15 protein-coding genes are annotated in these 18,823 nt (G+C 64.0%); 8 read left to right on the forward strand and 7 right to left on the reverse strand.

Going from position 1 to position 18,823, the window contains the following annotated elements:
* Positions 1 to 88: 88 nt before the first annotated feature.
* Both SPHPHY_RS0104705 and SPHPHY_RS0104710 read right to left on the reverse strand, forming a co-directional pair.
* Positions 89 to 1,801, reverse strand: a complete 1,713-nt coding sequence (locus SPHPHY_RS0104705; RefSeq protein WP_028056486.1) for a hypothetical protein — start codon at positions 1,799 to 1,801, stop codon at positions 89 to 91.
* A 40-nt stretch (positions 1,802 to 1,841) separates the two neighbouring features.
* Complete coding sequence (locus SPHPHY_RS0104710) at positions 1,842 to 3,272, reverse strand: M24 family metallopeptidase (RefSeq protein ID WP_022685547.1); 1,431 nt, start codon at positions 3,270 to 3,272, stop codon at positions 1,842 to 1,844.
* A 208-nt stretch (positions 3,273 to 3,480) separates the two neighbouring features.
* On the opposite strand from SPHPHY_RS0104710, the gene SPHPHY_RS22235 reads away from it, so the two are divergent.
* From SPHPHY_RS22235 to SPHPHY_RS0104725, 3 genes are all read left to right on the forward strand, one after another.
* The gene (locus tag SPHPHY_RS22235; RefSeq protein WP_196802118.1) at positions 3,481 to 3,954 is read left to right on the forward strand and encodes a MarR family winged helix-turn-helix transcriptional regulator; all 474 of its coding nucleotides are present in this window, start codon (positions 3,481 to 3,483) and stop codon (positions 3,952 to 3,954) included.
* An 81-nt stretch (positions 3,955 to 4,035) separates the two neighbouring features.
* The gene (locus SPHPHY_RS0104720; protein WP_196802119.1) at positions 4,036 to 5,349 is read left to right on the forward strand and encodes an NAD(P)/FAD-dependent oxidoreductase; all 1,314 of its coding nucleotides are present in this window, start codon (positions 4,036 to 4,038) and stop codon (positions 5,347 to 5,349) included.
* Between the two features lie 34 nt (positions 5,350 to 5,383).
* The gene (locus SPHPHY_RS0104725; RefSeq protein WP_196802120.1) at positions 5,384 to 6,256 is read left to right on the forward strand and encodes a hypothetical protein; all 873 of its coding nucleotides are present in this window, start codon (positions 5,384 to 5,386) and stop codon (positions 6,254 to 6,256) included.
* A 578-nt stretch (positions 6,257 to 6,834) separates the two neighbouring features.
* Here SPHPHY_RS0104725 and SPHPHY_RS21835 read toward each other — a convergent pair.
* Together SPHPHY_RS21835 and SPHPHY_RS0104735 are read right to left on the reverse strand one after the other, a co-directional pair.
* Complete coding sequence (locus SPHPHY_RS21835) at positions 6,835 to 7,002, reverse strand: hypothetical protein (RefSeq protein WP_156025015.1); 168 nt, start codon at positions 7,000 to 7,002, stop codon at positions 6,835 to 6,837.
* A 125-nt stretch (positions 7,003 to 7,127) separates the two neighbouring features.
* Positions 7,128 to 8,438, reverse strand: coding sequence for an NADH-quinone oxidoreductase subunit D (locus SPHPHY_RS0104735; protein ID WP_022685552.1), 1,311 nt, complete (start codon positions 8,436 to 8,438; stop codon positions 7,128 to 7,130).
* A 453-nt stretch (positions 8,439 to 8,891) separates the two neighbouring features.
* On the opposite strand from SPHPHY_RS0104735, the gene SPHPHY_RS0104740 reads away from it, so the two are divergent.
* The 4 genes from SPHPHY_RS0104740 (at position 8,892) to SPHPHY_RS0104755 (ending at position 13,285) form a co-directional block, all read left to right on the forward strand.
* Positions 8,892 to 9,131: a hypothetical protein gene (locus tag SPHPHY_RS0104740; protein WP_022685553.1), complete on the forward strand. Its 240-nt coding sequence runs from the start codon at positions 8,892 to 8,894 to the stop codon at positions 9,129 to 9,131.
* 323 nt (positions 9,132 to 9,454) lie between these two features.
* On the forward strand, positions 9,455 to 11,476 hold the full coding sequence (locus SPHPHY_RS0104745; RefSeq protein ID WP_231370352.1) for a hypothetical protein: 2,022 nt from the start codon (positions 9,455 to 9,457) through the stop codon (positions 11,474 to 11,476).
* Between the two features lie 2 nt (positions 11,477 to 11,478).
* On the forward strand, positions 11,479 to 12,219 hold the full coding sequence (locus SPHPHY_RS0104750) for an SDR family oxidoreductase (RefSeq protein WP_022685555.1): 741 nt from the start codon (positions 11,479 to 11,481) through the stop codon (positions 12,217 to 12,219).
* 49 nt (positions 12,220 to 12,268) lie between these two features.
* Complete coding sequence (locus SPHPHY_RS0104755; RefSeq protein WP_231370353.1) at positions 12,269 to 13,285, forward strand: zinc-dependent alcohol dehydrogenase; 1,017 nt, start codon at positions 12,269 to 12,271, stop codon at positions 13,283 to 13,285.
* Between the two features lie 14 nt (positions 13,286 to 13,299).
* Here the strand turns inward: SPHPHY_RS0104755 and SPHPHY_RS0104760 are convergent, their stop codons facing one another.
* The 3 genes from SPHPHY_RS0104760 to SPHPHY_RS21290 all read right to left on the reverse strand — a co-directional run bounded on the left by SPHPHY_RS0104760 (position 13,300) and on the right by SPHPHY_RS21290 (position 16,299).
* Positions 13,300 to 14,292 (reverse strand): lactonase family protein, encoded by a 993-nt coding sequence (locus tag SPHPHY_RS0104760; RefSeq protein ID WP_196802122.1) that lies wholly within the window; start codon positions 14,290 to 14,292, stop codon positions 13,300 to 13,302.
* Between the two features lie 13 nt (positions 14,293 to 14,305).
* Positions 14,306 to 15,754, reverse strand: a complete 1,449-nt coding sequence (locus SPHPHY_RS19325) for an MFS transporter (RefSeq protein ID WP_196802123.1) — start codon at positions 15,752 to 15,754, stop codon at positions 14,306 to 14,308.
* A gap of 251 nt (positions 15,755 to 16,005) precedes the next feature.
* Positions 16,006 to 16,299 carry a hypothetical protein gene (locus tag SPHPHY_RS21290; RefSeq protein ID WP_081645244.1) on the reverse strand — a complete coding sequence of 98 codons (294 nt, stop codon included), beginning with the start codon at positions 16,297 to 16,299 and terminating at the stop codon, positions 16,006 to 16,008.
* A gap of 109 nt (positions 16,300 to 16,408) precedes the next feature.
* Between SPHPHY_RS21290 and SPHPHY_RS0104770 the strand changes: the two genes are divergently transcribed.
* Positions 16,409 to 18,739, forward strand: a complete 2,331-nt coding sequence (locus SPHPHY_RS0104770) for an FdhF/YdeP family oxidoreductase (protein ID WP_022685559.1) — start codon at positions 16,409 to 16,411, stop codon at positions 18,737 to 18,739.
* Positions 18,740 to 18,823 lie beyond the last annotated feature (84 nt).

Below are 18,823 nucleotides of genomic sequence, written 5' to 3' on the forward strand. Positions count from 1 at the left end.
ACGCGTTATCCGTGACGCGCCGCCCCGCGCGGGCGGGCGCCTGTTCCTCCGGTAATCGCGGCCGTTGTTGGCCGTCGTGTGTGGGTCTTCAGTACCGCCAGCTGGTGAGATCGGCGCCCTTGGGGGCGGTGGCCTCGATACGCTTCAGGATCTTCGGCAAGTAGAAACTGTTGTAGCGTAGCCGGCCGATTGCGTTCGACGTGCCATGGTCGCCACTCCAGCAATGTTCGCGGCGGTCGCCATAATCCACTTCGCCGCCATAGGCCGGCTTGGCCGTCTTAAGAAAATCCTCCATGAGATAGACGGCATTGTTGAGGTAGAAATTGTCCATGTCGCCGACATAGATGTGGATCTTGCCTCGAAGCTTGGGGGCCAGCGTTTTCCAGTCGCGTTGCAGGATGTGGCGAAGGTCATAGTTTTCGCGCCAATAGGCAGCCACATTCTTGTCGATCACCCCGGTGCGCTTGTCCCAGATCCGTTTCGGATAGCCGTCGGCACCCTGCGGTGAGTAAACGGCTTCCCAGATGTCCCACTGGCCACCCGAGCGCGACCGATCGCCGAGCACCAGCTCGAGCCGGTTCTCCTGCTCGATCGTGTAAGGCACATGGTCCAACCAGTCGCGTTTGCCCGGATGCTCGACGCTGCCGAACGGGCCATCGTAGCGATAGGCGTTGGCGTCGTCGTAAATGTTGACCGTCATGGTCTGACGGAAGTCGATCGGGTCGGGGCAGGCGGCAAAGGCGCCGTTATACTGGTCGGGATACTTGATCTGGACACCCAGCGCCTCCCAGCCGCCCGTCGAGCCGCCATAAAGAAAGCGCGACCAGCCCGCCCCGAGCCCGCGGTAGCGCCGCTCCAGCTCCGGGATGAAGTCATAGGTGATAGCGTCGCCATACGGCCCGAGATTGGCCGAGTTCACCGCATAGCTGTCGTCGTAATATGGATTGGAATGGTCGATCTCGACAACCAGATAGCGCGGGAACTTGTCGGAAACCCACTTGCGATATAAATCGTATGCTTCCTGCTGCTCGTCGCGATTGTAGCAGGGCAGACCGAAGCGTTCGCTGGGCTCGCAAGTCAGGTTCGGGTCGGGAGGGGTGGTACGGAAACCGCCGAAGTCATCCGGGAAATGCCCGTGGAAGATCATCAGCGGATAGCGTGCCTCCGGATGCTTGTCGAAGTCCCGCGGTACCAGCACATGCCCACGGATATAGATATCGCGACCCCAGAATTTGGATAACCGCTCATTTCGCACCTTGAAATGGCGGACGAACTCCGTGTCCTTGGGTTCGGCGATCGGCGGGTTTACCTGATCCAGCTCGAGCGGGATGGTCGTGCGGCCGGCAGGGTCGAAGTCGATCTGGCGCGGCGTGCCGACGAAATTGCCGGGTTCCAGCCGCCAGTTCTGGCCCGCACCGCGCGGGGCGGGCAGCTTTACCGTGCGGCCGTTCGACAGCTTGTAGGTGTCGTAACGGTGCAGCACGGGCTGTGCCCAATAGCGGCCTTTGGGCACCTGCGTCGTGCTGAGCGCCGGAAAGCCGAGGACGTCCGCTCCAACGGTCGCGGATTGTCCGCGGCGCAGCCCGTCCACGGTTACGCCGAACACCTGCGCGCCGAAGTAATCGGGGCGGACCTGAAAGCGTGGTTCAGTCGCCTTCTCCTTGGTCAGGATCACCAGCACGCGGCCATCGACCCCATCTGCTGCCGCAGTCGCGGGTAATGTCACCCGGAAATCGTCCGCCAGCACGGGCGTCGCTGCCACCAGCGCCGCCGTCATGCCTGCCGCCCACCGTTTCGCCATGCACAATCCCCCTATGATAAAGGCGCCCCGTGTCCGTCCGTCACTCGGACGGGATAGGAGTGATCTCGATCTGCCGCCCGTCCAGAAAGCGCACCCGCCGCCCATCGTAGAAGGCATTTTCCTCGGCGCGGAACTGCACCTCCTGGCCGCCCCATTCCGGCACCGGCGCATAGGCGGCCAGCTCGATCGACCATGCGGTGTCGGCGTGGATCGGGTACTCGCCCCGCTCGTCGCCGCTCTGCTTGTCCCAGAAGCCGATCGCGGTGCCGGCGGCGTGGCCGTGGTAGCCAAGCGGGTGGGTGTAGATCGTCGGCTTCAACCCGGCCGCGATCGCCTTGGCGCGCGCCGCCGCCAGCACCTGATTGCCGCTCTTGCCGACTTCGAATGAGGAAAGCAGCGCATCTTGCACCCCGTTGGCCGCTTTCAGGCCCGCCGCCAGTCCGGCCGGGACCGCGCGCTCGCCGGGCTTGAGCACATAGGCAAGATGCTGCGTGTCGGTGTTGAGCCGGAGATAGGTGATGCCGAAGTCGGTCCACAGCAGATCACCCGGCTGGATCACCGTGTCGCCTTCCAGCATGACCGACGCGCCGCGCCGGATGATGCCGACCGAGGGCTGGAACCATGTGGCCAGCCCCAGATCCGACACGCGCTGGCGATACCACCAGACCACGTCGTCGCTGGTGGTTCGACCGGGCGTGATGACCTTGCGGGAGAACGCCTCTCCGATGATGCCATGCGCCAGCCGGACGATGCCCGGATAGATCCGCATCTCGGCCGGAATGCGGGTTTCCAGCCAACCAATCGCCAGCCGGTCGCCGGGAACGATTCGGCTGCGCACGTCGGGCGAAAGCGCAGCGGTCATCTCATTATACTGACTCAGCGTCATTCCGTCGGCGAAGGCCGAGACGGCGGAGGTGTTGATCGCGATCTTTCGCGGGTTGCGCGCCGCGACCAGAGCAGCAACCGCCTTCCACTGGTCGGGCTGCTTGTCCGGGTCCCACGACGGGCTGAACAGGCCACCAAGCCCGTAGCGGCTTACCGTCAGGCGCTCGATCGGCTTGCCGGCGCCGGGATCGAAGAAGATCAGGATCGTGCGTCGACGCGCGTGCAGGCTCTCCGAGTTGAGCATGCTGGCGACGACCGGTTCCTCGAAATACTCGCGCGCCATCAATATCCACATGTCGACGCCCTGCGCTCGCATCAGCTTCGGCAACACCGTGTCGAGCCGCTCGGCCAGGATCGCGTTCTGCAGCTGGGCGCGCTCGCGGATCGACAGGACGCGGGGCAGCGCCGATGCGGGCTGTTCGATTTCGCTCATCGGCAGGATCGGGGCCGATACCGGGGCCTGCGCCATGCGCTGCCCCATCTGCGCACGCGACGGCCCCTGGGCGGTCGCCACCCCAACTAGCGCCGACGCCCCCATCAACGCCGCCGCATATCGCACCGCGACGGAACATTTGCTCCACGCCATCGCCCGAACCCCCGTTTATATCTGTTGCGTGAAAATGAACGTAACCTTATGCAACTGTCAAGTCACCTTATTTGCGGTCGCGCATAGGGGCGGCCGATTGCTGTGGCGGCGTGCGCGGAACATGGATGGACCGGCCCGTTTCAATCGGCCGGACGGGATGACGCGGCGGGCGGCGTCGCAGAGAGGATGCCAAGTGACCGGGAACCGGATGTTCGATCCGACCAGCGAGGCGTTCCGCCTGGCTACGTCGCCCTTCTACCTGATCGCGCACGCTGATTACATGTACCACCGCAACATGGATGCGGTGCTCGCGGCCCACGGCGCGAACAAGGCGATGTACCGGATCATGACCGTGCTGCGCGATCATCAGCCCTGCCGCATGACCGATCTGGCCGATATGGCGCTGATCAAGCGGCCGACCGTAAGCCGAATCGTCGAGCGCATGGTCGAGCTGGGCCTTGTCCATGCTGCGCAAAGCGAGGTGGACAGCCGCGCCACCGACGTGCGTATGTCGCGCGAGGGGCGTGCATTGCTTGACACGCTTACTCCGCTCGTCGCGCCCTTGTTCGTGGAGGCGACCGCCGGGCTCAGTCACGACGAACTGCAGCGGTTCGTGGCGACACTGCAGATCATCGGCAGCAATCTGGCCCGCGCCGGCGACCAGAAGACGCCGGAAAGTTGACTCTGCTCGCGCTAGTGGCGGATACGTTCATTTGAACGCGAACCGGGGGCGCGGCATGAACATACGATGGGATCGGGGTCGGTGAGCCGCACGCATCGCGGTGGCGCGCCGGGAGGTGCTGTCGACGCAGTATCCTTTTGGCAGAAGCACGCTGATGAAGCGGCGTCGCACCCGCCGCTGCGCGACCGCGAGGACACCGAGTTTGCAATCGTGGGGGCAGGTATCGCCGGCCTGTCACTCGCGCTTCAGCTTGCGGAAGCGGGACGCGAGGTGGTGGTGGTGGAGGAGAGCGTGCCGGGCGCGGGCGCATTGGGCGCCTCGGCAGGTATCGTCGCGCCGCAGCTCGTGCGAACCACGCCGCAGCGCGTCCTCGCCAGCCTCGGCCGCGACGTCGGGGGCGGATGGCTCCGGTTGATCGGGGAGAGCGGCGGCCATCTGTTCGGCCTCATCCGCGAACACGGCATCGAATGCGACGCCCGGCCGCATGGCTTCGTCGCCCCCGCCCGGGGGGTGGACGCGCTACGACGCCTGACGGCGGTGGTCGAGGAATGGCGGCCCTTTCGGAGGGATCTTACGGTTTTGGACACCGCTGGCGTCGCCGCACTCACCGGAACAGTGGGCTATACCGCTGCCGTGCTCGACGCGAGCGGGGGCGGCATCGATCCGGTGCGGCTCGCACACGGGCTGGCCGATCGGCTTGTGGCAGCGGGCGGCCGGCTTTTTCATCAAAGCCCGGCGACCGCCTTGACTCGGGAGCAGGACGCCTGGCGTCTTACGACGGCCGGCGGATCGGTGCGCGCGGCGCAAGTCACATTGTGCGCCAATGGCGGCAACCACCGCCTCCATCCGCTGCTACGCGAAACGGTGTTGCCGATGCGGATTCACGAGCTGGTCACGCGCCCGCTATCGGCGGCGATGCGAGCGGCGGTGTTGCCGCAGGGGCAGGCGCTCACCGACCTCGAACACGACATCTTCTCGATCCGTTGGATCGCCGGCGCTCGAATGCTGACCTATTATCCGGTCGCCGCGCACACCACTGCCGCGGCCGTTGAGGCGGCGGTGAACAAGCGGCTGCGTGACATGCTGCGCTACCACGAACCGGTCGAGATCGCGCATTTGTGGCAAGGGGTGGCGTGGATGAACAGCAGTCTGCTCCCCCGCGTCGTACGGCTCGACGAGCGCCTGCTGGCGGTGCAGGCGTGCAACGGCCGGGGCATAGCCACCAACGCCATCGTGGGGCGCGAAGTCGCGCGGATGCTGCTTGCGCCGATGAGCTACCATCCGCAGATCGCGTTGGACGTGCCGCGCCGGGTGCGCGGTTTTGCGCTTGCCCGGCACCTGCCAACCGTGCTGTTGCATGGCGCGCGGGCGATGGCGCGATGGTCGCGGCGTTAGGGTCCGTACTCGATCCAGCCAGGGGCGGGAACGAATGGTTGAGACTGTCATGTTGCCGGCGGTGCTGGCGCTCGCGATGCTGGGCGCAGGTCTCGACATCGATCTGCGCCGCTTGCCGAGCGGCCATATCGCCGCGCGCACGATGATCGCTGGCCTGGTCGTGACGGCGATCCTGTTGCCGCTCGTGGGACTGGCGATCGCCTCCTGCTTCCATGAAGAGCCAGCGATCGCCTTCGGGCTGGCGCTGCTCGCCGTCTCGCCGGCGGGTCTGTTGGCTGGGCCGATGGCCAGCGCGGCCGGGGGCGCCGCGGGTACGGCAGTCGCGCTGACGGCCTCGTCCAGCCTGCTTTATCTCGCAGTGGCACCGCGTCTTATTCCGGCGCTGGCGATCTGGTTCGACGTCCCCGGCGGCATGGTGGACCTGCCCGGTCGCGACATCCTGACGAGCATTTCTGGCATCTGCGTAATGCCGCTGGTTGTCGGCGCTTTCATCCGACTGGTCGCGCCGCGCCACGCCCCCGCCGCCGAGCGGATCATCGCATCGCTGATCCGGCCGCTGCTGGGGTGCGTGCTGACGTACATCCTGCTTGCGAACGTCGACGCCCTGTGGCGCTGTTCGGTCAGCCTGTTCGGCGCGACATTTCTCCTGAACCTGCTGGCGGTACTGCTCGCGGGCGGGGTGGCGGCCGTCGCGGCGTGCCGTCCGGCCGACCGTCTCGCGATCGAGGGCGCCTGCCTGATCCGGCAGGAAGGCACCGGCATTTTCGTCGCCGCTGTCGTCTTCGACGACACCACGGCCGCGCTGCCCTTGATCGTCAACAGCATGATGGCGCTGATCGTAGCGCACCTGCTGCGATCCTATCGCCGGCTCGGTCGGTCCGCGTTCGTCAAGCGAGCTGTCGTCTGATCGGACGAAGAAGCTACGAAAGCTAAAGTTGGAATCTATGGTTCGCTCTCCTTCTGTCAGACTGAGCAGAGCGGCTGTTAAGCGCCATATTCGTGCCTTTCGGGCCGGCGACCCTGACGTCCGATATCCGTTGATCAGCGGAATGAGCCGATGTCGGAATTTGGGAGGCCGGCGGGCGCTCGTAGGACGCTTGTGGGTAAGTGTGCTGCAGGGCTCCGTCAAACCAAACGCGCTGGGTGGTTATCGTGTAAGGTTGTGCCATGCCGTCCGCGCAAGTGAATCACCGTTCCGTTGCTTCAACTCGTCACCTGAGGTGATCCGGCTGGTCGTGTTGATGTACGTGTGCTTCGCGCCGGCATATGAAGACGCTGCAGAAATCCGCTTCAGTCCACGCAAAAGGCTAAAACCACTTCAGCCTGGAACGAAATCCCATCGATCGACAGACTACCGGGAACAAGGTTCGGCCGCGCTGGCACAGTAGCAGTCGCTCGTCAGCTGAACGTCGCCGTCAAAGACCGGATTGCAGTGTAAAGAGCGGTTCGCACTAGACGACAGCACCTTGCGACGCGGCAGAAGCGTCAAGGTTGGCGGGGAACGCCGCCGCCAGTTCGCTGCTGCTCCGCTTTGATCCTGGAATGGCTGATGTTTTCGCCCACGAAGACGATAACCCATATGGCGGCAACGAAGATGGCCAGGATAAACAGGACGCGGATCGCACGTGGGCCGGGCATTTTCGGATCTGACATCTGTTTGCTCCATCGTTGAGTGAACTGCCGTTCGTGTCCACCGGCGGATTTGCGCCGCACGCTTCAGCCTCCCCAATCCATCTCCCGCTGGCCCGCGGCCGCGATGGACGCTGGCAGGCGAAGCCTCAGCGATCCACCTCACCGAACACGATGTCGATCGAACCCAGGATCGCCGTAATATCGGGGAGCATGTGCCCGCGTGACATGAAGTCCATAGCCTGAAGGTGGCTGAAACCCGTGGGCCGGATCTTGCAGCGATAGGGTCGATTGCTGCCGTCGCTGACGAGATAGACGCCGAACTCCCCCTTCGGCGCCTCGGTAGCGACGTAGACCGCGCCTGCCGGAACGTGGAAGCCCTCGGTGTAGAGTTTGAAGTGGTGGATCAACGCCTCCATCGACCGCTTCATTTCCGCGCGATGCGGCGGCTTCACCTTCCGGTCGTCGCTCGCCACCGGCCCGTCGGGCATGTCTCGCAAACATTGGCGCATGATCCGCGCCGACTGGCGCACCTCTTCGACCCGCACCATGAAGCGGTCGTAACAATCGCCGCGCGTGCCCACGGGCACATCGAAATCCATCTCGGCATAGGCATCATAAGGCTGCGACTTGCGCAGGTCCCAAGGGATGCCGGAGGCGCGGATGCACGGACCCGAGAAGCCCCAGGCGATCGCATCATCGCGCGACACGACGCCGATGTCGACGTTGCGCTGCTTGAAGATACGATTGTCGGCAACGAGGCTGATCGAGTCCTCGAACAGGCGCGGCAACCGTTCGTCGAGCCAGTCTGCCATGTCGGTGAGCAGCTTGAGCGGCACGTCCTGGCGCACGCCGCCGGGTCTGAAGTAATTGGCGTGCATCCGGGCGCCGCTGGCGCGCTCGTAGAAGTTCATCGTGTCCTCGCGGAGCTCGAACAGCCACAGGTTCGGCGTCATCGCGCCGACGTCCATGATGTGGCTGCCGAGGTTGAGCAGGTGGTTCATGATCCGCGTCAGCTCGGCGAAAAGTACCCGCAGATATTGTCCGCGGCGCGGCACCTCCAGATCCATCAGCTTCTCGATCGCGAGCACGTAGCTGTGCTCCATGCACATCGGCGAACAATAATCGAGACGGTCGAAATAGGGGATCGTCTGAAGATACGGCTTCGTCTCGAGGAACTTCTCGGTGCCGCGGTGGAGCAAGCCGACGTGCGGATCGACCCGTTCGACGATTTCGCCGTCCAGCTCCAGCACCAGCCGCAGCACGCCGTGGGCGGCAGGATGCTGCGGCCCGAAGTTGATCGTATAGTTGCGGATGTTGACGTCGTGCTCGCCGACGCCTTCCAGTGCCGGGTCGAGCGTATCGATCGCGCGCTCCGCGTCCGTGCGATTGTCGGCGGTCCCGTTCGGCCGCTCGGTGCGGCGCCCGCTCGGCGGCACGGCATCATCGGCATTGCTCATCGTCTGCTCCCGGTACTGTGCGCCAAAGGTATCCGGTTTGAACCGGCATGACTTTTAAATGGCTCAAGAACCAGCGTCTATGATGTGAACGCCTTCATAAAAGCAGGAGGCAAGTGGCGTCGGGCGCCCGCTGGCATCGCTCGCCGATATCACCGGATCTATCGCGATGCGGAAACTGGAACAGCGGCCGTCGATAAAGGTCAAAGACATAGTTTTGATATACGTACTTTATCTCCATCAATCAGTTTACGCGCATCGCGGAAGAAACCTGGCCTGCATCGAGCAGTTATGAAGAAGGAGATGGCGGAGCAGTGAAGCAGGCGATGGCGGATGCAGGCTACAGATCGTCGATGCGTAAGAGCGCTGCTGACGACATCGCGCACGATCCGATGGCCAGGGAAGCCAAATTGCCGATGCCTGCGATGCAGGGTCCCCACACGAGGAGGATAGTCGATGTCCGCAACCAACGACGAAACCGCCCGGCCAGGGCCCGCCGATGGCTCCGGCGTACTGGTCCGGGTGCTCGCGGGTGCGATCGCAGGCCTCCTGGTCTACCTGGTCAAGCTGGCGGTGGCGCCCGCCGCGCCGCCGGAGAACGTGCTCGTCTTCGTACTGGGCGGCGCCCTGCTCGGTCTTGCAACGGCAATGGTACGGGTGCGGCGGCGCCAGCGGCACAGGTCGCGCTCCGACTGAGGGCCGCTGGCGGCGTAGCCTGGCGCTGCCCGGCTAGATGGTCAGACCAGCCGGGCATAACCCGTCATGTCGGGGGCGGTGTTGCTGGCCGCCGACAACATCGATCGATGAGAGAGTATTGAACAGGGTCAGGAATGGCAACCAAATCGAAAAATCCTGTTGTCAGCCCCTATCTGCTGACCTTGCGCGATGGCTTCAAGGCAGCTGGCGCTGCGCTCGTTCGGTTCAAGGTAGGCCAACTCACTGTCGAAGTGACGGAAACGCCGGACTCGATCTTTGCAATCGTCAGGCGGCCCGGATCAGGCGGCGTTGCTCTGCGTGCCGTGTTCCTGGCAGCGCCGTTCGAGTGCAAGCTGGTGGAGGCTGACGCCGGCGAAGCCGCGCGCATCGTCATAAGCAGTGCGATTGGCGAATATCTCGTCACCTTCAATACACTTCATGAGGCGCTCGAGCGGCTACGGATCACCGTCCGGCTCACCCCCGCACGCTCCGTGGCGTTGCCGTTCGCGCCGCGCGATCTCTACCCGCTCGACGACAACGATGATCCGCTCGGCGCGTCGGGCAACGTCGAGGCATCGCAGCGCGGTTTCAATACCGGCGTCGTCTATTTCCGTGTCGACGAACCGGCGTTCGGAAACGTGCTCTATCTTCAGAACCTGACCGCGCTGAACGATTATTACCGGTTTACCGGCACCAAGCCGGACGGCGTGGTGGGCGGCGAGTGGCCGGAGCTCGGCTACCTCCTCCCCACGCCACCGCGAGATGCGGATCCGCTGTCGAGCGCGCTTCAGCCGGGCGTGCAGACGACCCTGTCCGACACGATCCTGGTGTTTCGCCATCATGCCCCGTCCGAGGAACGCGACTCCGCAAGGCAGTTCATGCAAATGCTGGGGGCGGCCTACAAGATGCTCGAGTTGCCGCCGGTCGAGTATCGTGACTGGGTGGATCGCGCCGAGCGGACCGCTCGTGATCTGGCCGAGGCGCCCGAAGCCACCATCCGGCATTATGGGCATCGCTACGTCCATCCCTACACAGCGGCCGAATATCCCGACATCATGGTGCAGATGTCGGTCATCACGGCGCTGCACGACTGGGGCAAGTGGCGTGGCGAAGCACTGCCGCTGGAGGCGGAGCTGAAGGCCGGGCTGCGCAAGTTTTTCGATCCCGAGCTCGGCACCCTCCGGCGCTACCTGCCCAATGTCGGCGCCGACAAGGACGCCGACGCGGTCGATAGCTGGTACTTGTACCATCCGCTGCTGAACCTCGGCATCCTTGCCCTCGATGGCGATGAGCAAGCCCGCGAACTATTTCTCGGCTCGATCGAATTCGCGGTCCGTGCCGCGCACCACTTCGAGTACAAGTGGCCGATCCAGTACAAGGTGACCGACTTCACGGTCATCGAAGAAAGCGCTCCCGCTGACGGCCGCGGTCAAACCGACGTCGGCGGTATCTATGCCTGGGTGATGTTGCAGGCCTTCGAGCTGACGGACGACAAGCGGTTCCTGGATGAGGCGCGGGCCGCGATCGATGCGGCCATGGGGCTGCGCTTCAACGTCAATTATCAGGCCAACCTGACGGCGTGGGGTGCATCCGCCTGCATGCGGCTCTGGCGCATCACCAATCGCGACGTCTACCTCGAACAGAGCTACGTCTATCTCGCCAGCTTCTTCCACAATAGCGTGATTTGGGACAGCCAGATCGATCACGCCGCGAAGTACGAGACCTTCATGGCGGTCACGTGCCTGCAGGACGCGCCGTATATGGCGGTTTACGAATGCTTCGACAGCTTCGTTGCGTTCGAGCGCTACCTCAATGATAGTGGGCCAGACCTCGATCCGGAAGCGCGACTGCTCGTCAACGAATATTGCAAATACGCGCTCTCGCGCGCGTGGTATTACTATCCCGACGCGCTTCCGCCGGACGCTGTCTCGGACACGCAGCGCGAGACGAACGGCCATATCGATCCGAAGCTCTCCTTTCCGGTCGAGGATCTTTACCCCGATGGCCAGCAGGCTGGCCAGGTAGGCCAGGAGGTCTATGGCGCCGGTGCAGCCTTCGTCTTCGCGTCGCGCGCCGTCCATCGGATCGAGGGCGCGCCGTTCCGCCTCTACTGCGACTATCTGGTTCGGGCTCTGGAGCGCACGGGCGACAAGGCGCTGACCGTCACCCTGGATGGCGGCGAGAGTTGCACCGCAAACCTGCGCCTCGTCCGGAGCGGGAGGGCGGCGTTGCCGAAGAGCACCGTCGTCACCGACGGAGACACGCTGCGCCCGTATGCCCGGGCGAAGGACCGGATCGACTATCACGTGCCGGCGAACGGTCGGCTGGTGCTCACCTGGGAGTAGTCATGGCAATCGGACATACCGCGCTCCGCGGCAAGCGGATCTTGCTGACGGGCGGCACCACTGGCATCGGTCGTGCCACCTTGCAGCTGCTGGCAGGAGAAGGAGCGCGCCTCCTGACCTTCGGTCGGCATCAGGAGCAGCTGAACGATGCGCTCGCGAGCTTGAAAGACGGCGGCGAGGTGGTCGGGATAACCGCCGATGCGGCCACCGCTGAAGGGATCGAGGCCGTCTACGCCGCCGTCGACGAGAAGCTTGGCGGTATCGACATGCTCGTTGCCTGCGCGGCACTGGGCGCCGAGCCGATCCATGAGATGGCGGATCAGGACTGGCGCTATGTCATCGATACCAACCTCGTCGGGTATCTCGCCTGTGCCAAGGCCGCGATCGAGCGGATGGAGCGTCAGGGCGGCGGCCACCTCCTGTTCGTGGGTTCCATCAGCACCGAGATCAAGGCGGAGGGCGAGAGCGTCTACTCCGCCACCAAGGCCGGGATCCAGGCCTTTGCCGAGACGCTGAGGAAGGAGGTCGCGGACAAGAACATCAAGGTCAGCGTCGTGCAGCCCGGCTCGGTAGACACCGACATGCAGGAATGTAGCGCGGATGAGAAGCATAGGGCGGTGGCAGCGCAGCAAATGCTGCAAGCTGACGAGGTCGCCGAGGCGATCCACTTCATCCTGACCCGGTCCCCGTCCTGCGACGTCGTCAATCTCCGGATCGAACCCCGCATTCAGAAGACGAGCTGAGGCTGAACCGATGAAGGCTGCGCTAAAGACCGCGGACGGTACGTTCGACGTGACGGAGGCCGAACGGCCGATCATTCCTGCACCCCATTTCGTGCTGGCCCGTGTGCGGGTGGCGGGGATTTGCGGCACCGACCTGCGTCACTGGAAGAAGCACGAGCCGGAGCTTGAATGCCATATAATGGGCCATGAACTCGCGGGTGAGGTGGTCGAGGTCGGGGAGGCCGTCACCAACGTGAAGCCGGGCGACCGGGTGGTCATCGAAACGGTCATGGGCGACGGGGTTTGCGAATATTGCCGGGTACAGCGCTATAATATCTGCGAGCATCTGTATGATGTCCGGACCAGATACGTCTCGCGCGCCTATGCCGAATATGTCGCCGGGCCGGCCGACAAATTCTACAAGCTTCCCGACCATGTCAGCTTCGAGGAAGCGTCGCTGATCGACACTCTCTCGGTATGCCTTCACGCCCAGCACCTCTCCGGGCTCGGCATCAACGACAAGGTCGCGATCATCGGCGCAGGGCCGATCGGATTGGGGCAGTTGATGCTGGCCAAGGCAAGCGGGGCGGACGTCATCATCTGCGACACGGTGCCGAGTGCGCTGGACCTTGCGACGAGGCTGGGCGCGGATGCCGTCGTGCACAGCGGCGCCGAAGATGCTGTGGCGCGCGTCAAGGCGTTCAGCGGCGGCCTGGGTGCCGACATCGTGTTCGAATGCGCTGGTGGGGAATCGATGCCGGAGACGCTGCCGCAGGCAACCCGGATGGTGCGCCGCGCGGGCAAGGTCGTGGTCGTCGGTGGCTTCGACGCGGGGGAAACATCCATCCCGCTGGAGTGGCAGCGGATCCAGATGAGCGAGATCCGGCTGGTGCTCAGCGCCAGCTTTGCCATGCACCACATCTACCGCGAGCAGGGCATGGTGCTCGATCTGATCGCAAAAGGGCGCATCGACGTGAAACCGCTCATCACTCACCGCTTCCCGCTGGACCGGATCAACGAAGCGTTCGATGTGGCGGATCGGAAACTGGAAACCGGGGCAGTCTTCGTTGCGATCACCATGGATTGAAGGCGGACATCCGATCAGCGCGCCTCGATCAGAAACGCGGCGCCGGGTACGATGATCGTGGCATGGGCAACGAGCGTACCATCGTCCGCGACGTGAAACTGCCGAACGGTGCCGCCTTCCTCATTGGCGACGAGAAGGCGCCGTTCGGCCTCGAGAAGGAGCATGAAACGCGGCGACGCGCCCCCGCTCCGAACATGCTCGATCATCCGCAGTTCGGCACCGTCGACGGCGAAGACCGCGATGCTGTCATGGCCGCGGTTCGTGACATAGAGCCGGTTCGCGGCCTGGTTGAGCAGGATATGCCCGCCCAGGTTCTTGGTGACGCCGAACGGTGACGTCGATTGGCTGGCGAGCGTATGCAGGCTGCCGTCCGCGTCGACGGCAAGGCAGGTGACGGTAGACGCGAGTTCGCTGACGAGGAACGCGAGCGGCTCGCGCGGGTGAAAGGCGAGATGGCGCGGCCCGGAACCGGGCGGTGCGCGGAACGCCGGTGTCGGCGCGGTCGCACCGCGGTCGAAGCGCCAGATCGTGTCGGATCCGAGATCCACGCAATAATAGTGGTCGCTGCCGGTAGCACGGCCGACCCAATGAGCGTGCGGACCGGCCTGCCGCTCCTCGTCCGGGCCGCTGCCCGTGAGCCGGAGCAGGGTCGACTGCCCAGGGCCGTCGGGGTGGATCGCAATGGTCGTGATGCTGCCACTCTCGTAGTTCGCGGCGAGGAGCTGCGATCCGTCGTCGTCGAGCGCGAGGTGACAGGGAGCCGCGCCGCTGGTCCGGGCGTCCCAAAGCCGGTGAAGCACGCCACCGCGTGGCTGCAAAGCGTGGACCCGCCCTTCGGTGTCTTCGCCCACGACATAGAGCATGCTTCGGTCTTGGCGCCACAGCCCAAACGACGCATCGGTCACGTCGCACATCGTTGGACCAGCCATCAGGGACCCTGCTGTTGACACAAGCGAGCGGATACCGGCACCGCCGTTCCGCGCATAGGTGCCGACGAGCAGCTCCACCTTGTCGTCTGCTTCATGCATCGCGGTGGCTCCTCGATCGGCGTTGCGTGCGGTGCCACCGCACCCGGAGGTTTGCGTCCCGTATGAGCGACGCCGGAAGGTCGGTGGCGGCGCGCAGCCCGGCGACGCTGGACATGTTGCGCAGGCCCCGCCACGTCTCGCCGATGACCTGATTGACCATCTCGCGGCGGTCGATCTCGCCATGCTCCTGAACGAGCGAGAGGCGATGGATCGCATAGATGCCGAGCAGGCCTGCGATCAGGAAGTAGAAGTCCCAACTGGTCAGCGTCAGCGGGAGGTTGAGCGCCCGATCCGGGCTGTCCCACCGCACGACCAGTTCCAGGCTGCGGCGGGCGAAGAAGTCGGCAAGTGCACCCCCGACCAGAGGAGCGACGCCCGCTGCCACCGCGGTGACGATCGCGCTCGCCGCCACATAGGCGGTCGCGGTGCCCTTGGGCGACAGCTTCAGCGCGATGTTGGTCGACGTGAGCGTCACCCCGGCCACCGATGCGCCCATCAGCAGATGAAGGAGGACAAGCCATCCCGCCGCCAGCGTCCGGTCGCCGATCTGTGAGGCGCCGATCATGGCGACGATCGCCAGGATGTAGACGGGGGCGCAGACCGCAAGTACCGACTTGTTCGCATGGCGGTCGCTGAGCGAACCCCATAGCCGAAGGGCCAGGAGGTTGGCGATCTGGCTGGCCACGCTCAATATCATGACAAAGCTGACGCTGAAGCCGAGCTGACGCACGATGAAGACGGTGAAGAACGGAGTGGCGAGGTTCACCGCGAACTGCCAGCTGCCGATGAACACGAGCAAGCGGCTGAAGTTGCGATCGCGGAGCGGCCGCCGGAGCAATGCGCGCAGCTGTAACGGGCCGGTCTCGGGCGGCATCATCGGTTCGGGCATGCGCGCCACGACCTGGGCGCTTATCATGCCAGTGACGCACCCGACCGCGAACATGCACGCGAACACCAGGCTGCGCGATGCCGAGTGTTCGGGTGTCAGTTCGAGTGCCAGCGCCGCAGCCAGGCCAAGGACCAGGCTGACGCCGGTCAGCCACAGCGTCCGCCTTGCGAACACCCGGCCCAGCTGATCCTCGGGCGCGAGATCCCGTAGCCAGGCATTCCAGGCGCAGCTCCCGATCGCGCCCGCGCCGCACAACATATATTGCGCTGCCAGGAACAGCCACACAGCGACCGGATCGCCGACGAGCGCAGCCAGCGCCATCAGCCCGAGCATCGATCTACCAAGGATACTTGCGGCGACGGCGATCCGCTTGCGGGTGCGCAGCCGCTCTACCAGCAGAATTGCGGGGAGCTGCAGGAGCTGGGTCAGAAAGGGCGCGCTCGCGAGCACGCCGATCATGATGTTGGAGGCGCCAAGGTGCAAGGCGAATGCGGTCAGGATAACGCCGGTGGTAAGCGCTGCCGCCCCGCCCGAGAAAGCAGCCTCGATCACCAGCAAGCGTAGACCGCGTTCACGGTCCTCGATGCTTATGCCGCTTTGCGGAAGAAGGGACTGTGGCATGATCAAACCGAACCCACCGGCCGCCAGGACGGTTTATAATTGCGTAGAAAGCTTCGCCAACTGGCATGCGCGAGGGGGTAGGCGGGTGATCGCAACGGTATGAAGAGCGATCGCTCGCGTATCATCGTACGTGCAAGACAAGCCGTTTCTCCGCAGAGCCAAAGAAAACTGAGTGCGGTTGATCAAGCGTCCTCAGCTCGCTCTCTATTTGAGCCATGATCGCTCACGGCACGATATGCAGGACGCTTCACACCGGCTTTGCGAAATAACAGATAGGCCGAGAGCGAAGCCAGACCTGCCATGCCCGTCAGCAGCCCCGACGTTGGGATGCCGGAACGTGCCGATGTGCGATCCAGCGCGACCTCTACCCCTCCAAGGGCGTTCACGGCAGCAGGAACAAGCTTCGTGTCCAGGAAAAGCTTCGACGCGGACGGGCCACTTGGCTGCTTCAGCATGTAATCGCGATCGACGACCATCGTAATCTCCGCTGCCAGATCGAGTCCGAACTATTCGCTACCCGGCCTGTTCCGACGCAACCTGATCGCCTGACCAGGGTTTTTGCCACTAGAGCAGGGAGTTAGGCCGTTGAAAAAGCCCGAGTACAAGCCGTATGAGCTCCCCGCAGGCGGCTGGGGCTCCGCTCGTTCGGTCGGCAATATCCTTCGCCGCGAAGGCGTGCTCGCCAGCGCGCCGGTCGCCCTGACCCGCCACAACAAGGTTGATGGTTATCAGTGTAACAGCTGCGCCTGGGTCAAACCAGCCAACCCCCTGCCGCTTGAATATTGCGAAAACGGCGTCAAGGCCGTGGCGTGGGAGCTTACGGCCCATCGCTGCACGCCCGAATTTTTCGCCAAACACACCGTCACCGAACTACGTGAGCGCGACGATTACAACCTTGAACAGCCCGGTCGGCTCACTCACCCGCTGCGCTATGATGCAAGTATCGACAAATATGTTCCGGTGTCGTGGGGGCAGGCAGTAGAGGAAATCTCCCGTGAGTTGCGGGCAGTGGAGGACAAGCAGCGGGGTACCGTCTTCTACAGCTCTGGTCGTTTGTCCAATGAAGCGAGCTACCTTTACCAGCTGTTCGCCCGGGCGTACGGCAACAACAATCTGCCTGACAGCTCGAACATGTGTCATGAAACTACCTCGGTGGCACTTCCGCTAAGCATCGGCCAGGCAGTCGGGTCGGTGGATCTGGGGGACTTCGCCAAAACCGACTGCATCATGTTCTTCGGGCAAAATCCTGGCAGCAATTCGCCGCGGATGCTGCACCCGCTTCAGGAGGCCAGCCGCCGGGGTGTGCCCATCATAACCTACAATCCGCTGCGTGAACGTGGGCTGGAGCGTTTCCTCAACCCGCAGTCTCCGACCGAGATGGTCACCGGCAAGGCGACGCGGATCAGCTCGCAATATCACCAGGTCAAGGCGGGCGGTGATCTCGCCGCGCTGACGGGCATCTGCAAGGCGGTGCTGACGATGCACGACGAGGCGGTCGCCGCCGGCGGCGAGGCCGTCCTCGACGAAGCGTTCATCGCCGAACATACGCATGGCTTCGATCAATTCGCCGACTGGGCACGCGGGCAGGACTGGGATGAACTGGAGCGCCGCTCCGGTCTCCACCGCGCGGACATGGAAGCGACTGCGCTGGTCTATGCGCGGTCCAGGGCGGCCATCGCCGTCTATGGCATGGGGCTGACGCAGCATCGGGCCGGCGTCGAGACGATCAGACTTCTCCTCAACCTCCTGCTGATGCGCGGCAACATCGGGCGGGAAGGTGCAGGTATCTGCCCGGTGCGGGGCCATTCCAACGTTCAGGGCCAAAGGACGATGGGAGTGACGGAAAAGCCCGAGCTGTTCCCGCTCGACCGGCTCGGACAGCAATTCGGGTTTCAGCCGCCGCGCGAACCGGGCTACAATACGGTCGAAACATGCGAGGCGGTACTTAGGGGCGACGTGAAGGCGTTCGTCATGCTGGGCGGAAACTTCGCTCGCGCCATCCCCGATCACAGCCAGATGGAGCCTGCCTGGCGCAAGTTGCGGTTGACGGTGAACGTCATCACGAAGCTCAATCGCAGTGCCCTGCTGCCGGGCGAGATCAGTTACATCCTCCCCGTCATCGGCCGCCTGGAGACAGATGAGACCACGGCCGGGCCGCAGGTGCTCTCGATGGAGGATACCTCGGGCTGCATACACGGCAATCGCGGGTTGCGCACGCCGGCATCGCCACACCTGATCAGCGAAATACGGCTGATATGCGAATTGGCGCAGCGAGTGCTCGCTCCCAATCCACGGATGCGGTGGGATGCCTACATGAACGATTATGCCGAAATCCGGCGGGAGATAGGCGAGACGCTCCCCGACACGTTCTGGGACTATGAGCGTCGCATGTGGGAACCTGGCGGCTTTCAACGGCCATTGCCGGCCAAGAAGCGCGAGTGGCATACCGATACGGGCAAAGCCAACTTCGTGACACCGACGGCGCTAGAGGAAGATCTGGATATGCCCGCCGTCGGTCACGACGTGCTGCGGTTGATGACGCTGCGAAGCAACGACCAGTTCAACACGACCGTCTACGGCTATGACGATCGCTTCCGTGGCATCAACAACACTCGCAAGGTGGTACTGATGAACCGCTTCGACATCGATCGGCGCGGCTTGAAGGTCGGGCAGGCGGTGACATTGAGAACGGTCGCCGACGACGGTGTTGATCGTCATCTGTCCGGCATGATCGTTGTTGCCTACGATATCCCGATCGGGTGCATCGGCGGATATTACCCTGAATGCAACGTGCTGATGCCGGTCTGGCACTATGCTGCGGGCAGCAAGACTCCGGCGGCCAAGTCGATCCCGGTCACCGTGCACTCGGACGGGCCGGAGGTTCTTGAGCCGCAACTCGAACTGGGCACGGTGTGAGGGCAGGGGAGTAGCGCGAAGGGCGCGACGCAGGGAAGTCGCCCGTCAGGTGAACGTCGCTATCGCAGACCGTGGTGCGTTTTG

The sequence above is a fragment of the Sphingomonas phyllosphaerae 5.2 genome (assembly GCF_000419605.1).
Taxonomy (GTDB): Bacteria; Pseudomonadota; Alphaproteobacteria; order Sphingomonadales; family Sphingomonadaceae; genus Sphingomonas; species Sphingomonas phyllosphaerae_B.

Bases quoted from the DNA above. Each gene is read 5' to 3' on its own strand.
- SPHPHY_RS0104750 (WP_022685555.1), top strand. From the start codon at position 11,479: ATGGCAATCGGACATACCGCGCTCCGCGGCAAGCGGATCTTGCTGACG.
- SPHPHY_RS0104705 (WP_028056486.1), bottom strand. From the start codon at position 1,801: ATGGCGAAACGGTGGGCGGCAGGCATGACGGCGGCGCTGGTGGCAGCG.
- SPHPHY_RS0104735 (WP_022685552.1), bottom strand. From the start codon at position 8,438: ATGAGCAATGCCGATGATGCCGTGCCGCCGAGCGGGCGCCGCACCGAG.
- SPHPHY_RS0104725 (WP_196802120.1), top strand. From the start codon at position 5,384: ATGGTTGAGACTGTCATGTTGCCGGCGGTGCTGGCGCTCGCGATGCTG.
- SPHPHY_RS22235 (WP_196802118.1), top strand. From the start codon at position 3,481: ATGTTCGATCCGACCAGCGAGGCGTTCCGCCTGGCTACGTCGCCCTTC.
- SPHPHY_RS0104710 (WP_022685547.1), bottom strand. From the start codon at position 3,272: ATGGCGTGGAGCAAATGTTCCGTCGCGGTGCGATATGCGGCGGCGTTG.
- SPHPHY_RS0104740 (WP_022685553.1), top strand. From the start codon at position 8,892: ATGTCCGCAACCAACGACGAAACCGCCCGGCCAGGGCCCGCCGATGGC.
- SPHPHY_RS21290 (WP_081645244.1), bottom strand. From the start codon at position 16,299: ATGGTCGTCGATCGCGATTACATGCTGAAGCAGCCAAGTGGCCCGTCC.
- SPHPHY_RS21835 (WP_156025015.1), bottom strand. From the start codon at position 7,002: ATGTCAGATCCGAAAATGCCCGGCCCACGTGCGATCCGCGTCCTGTTT.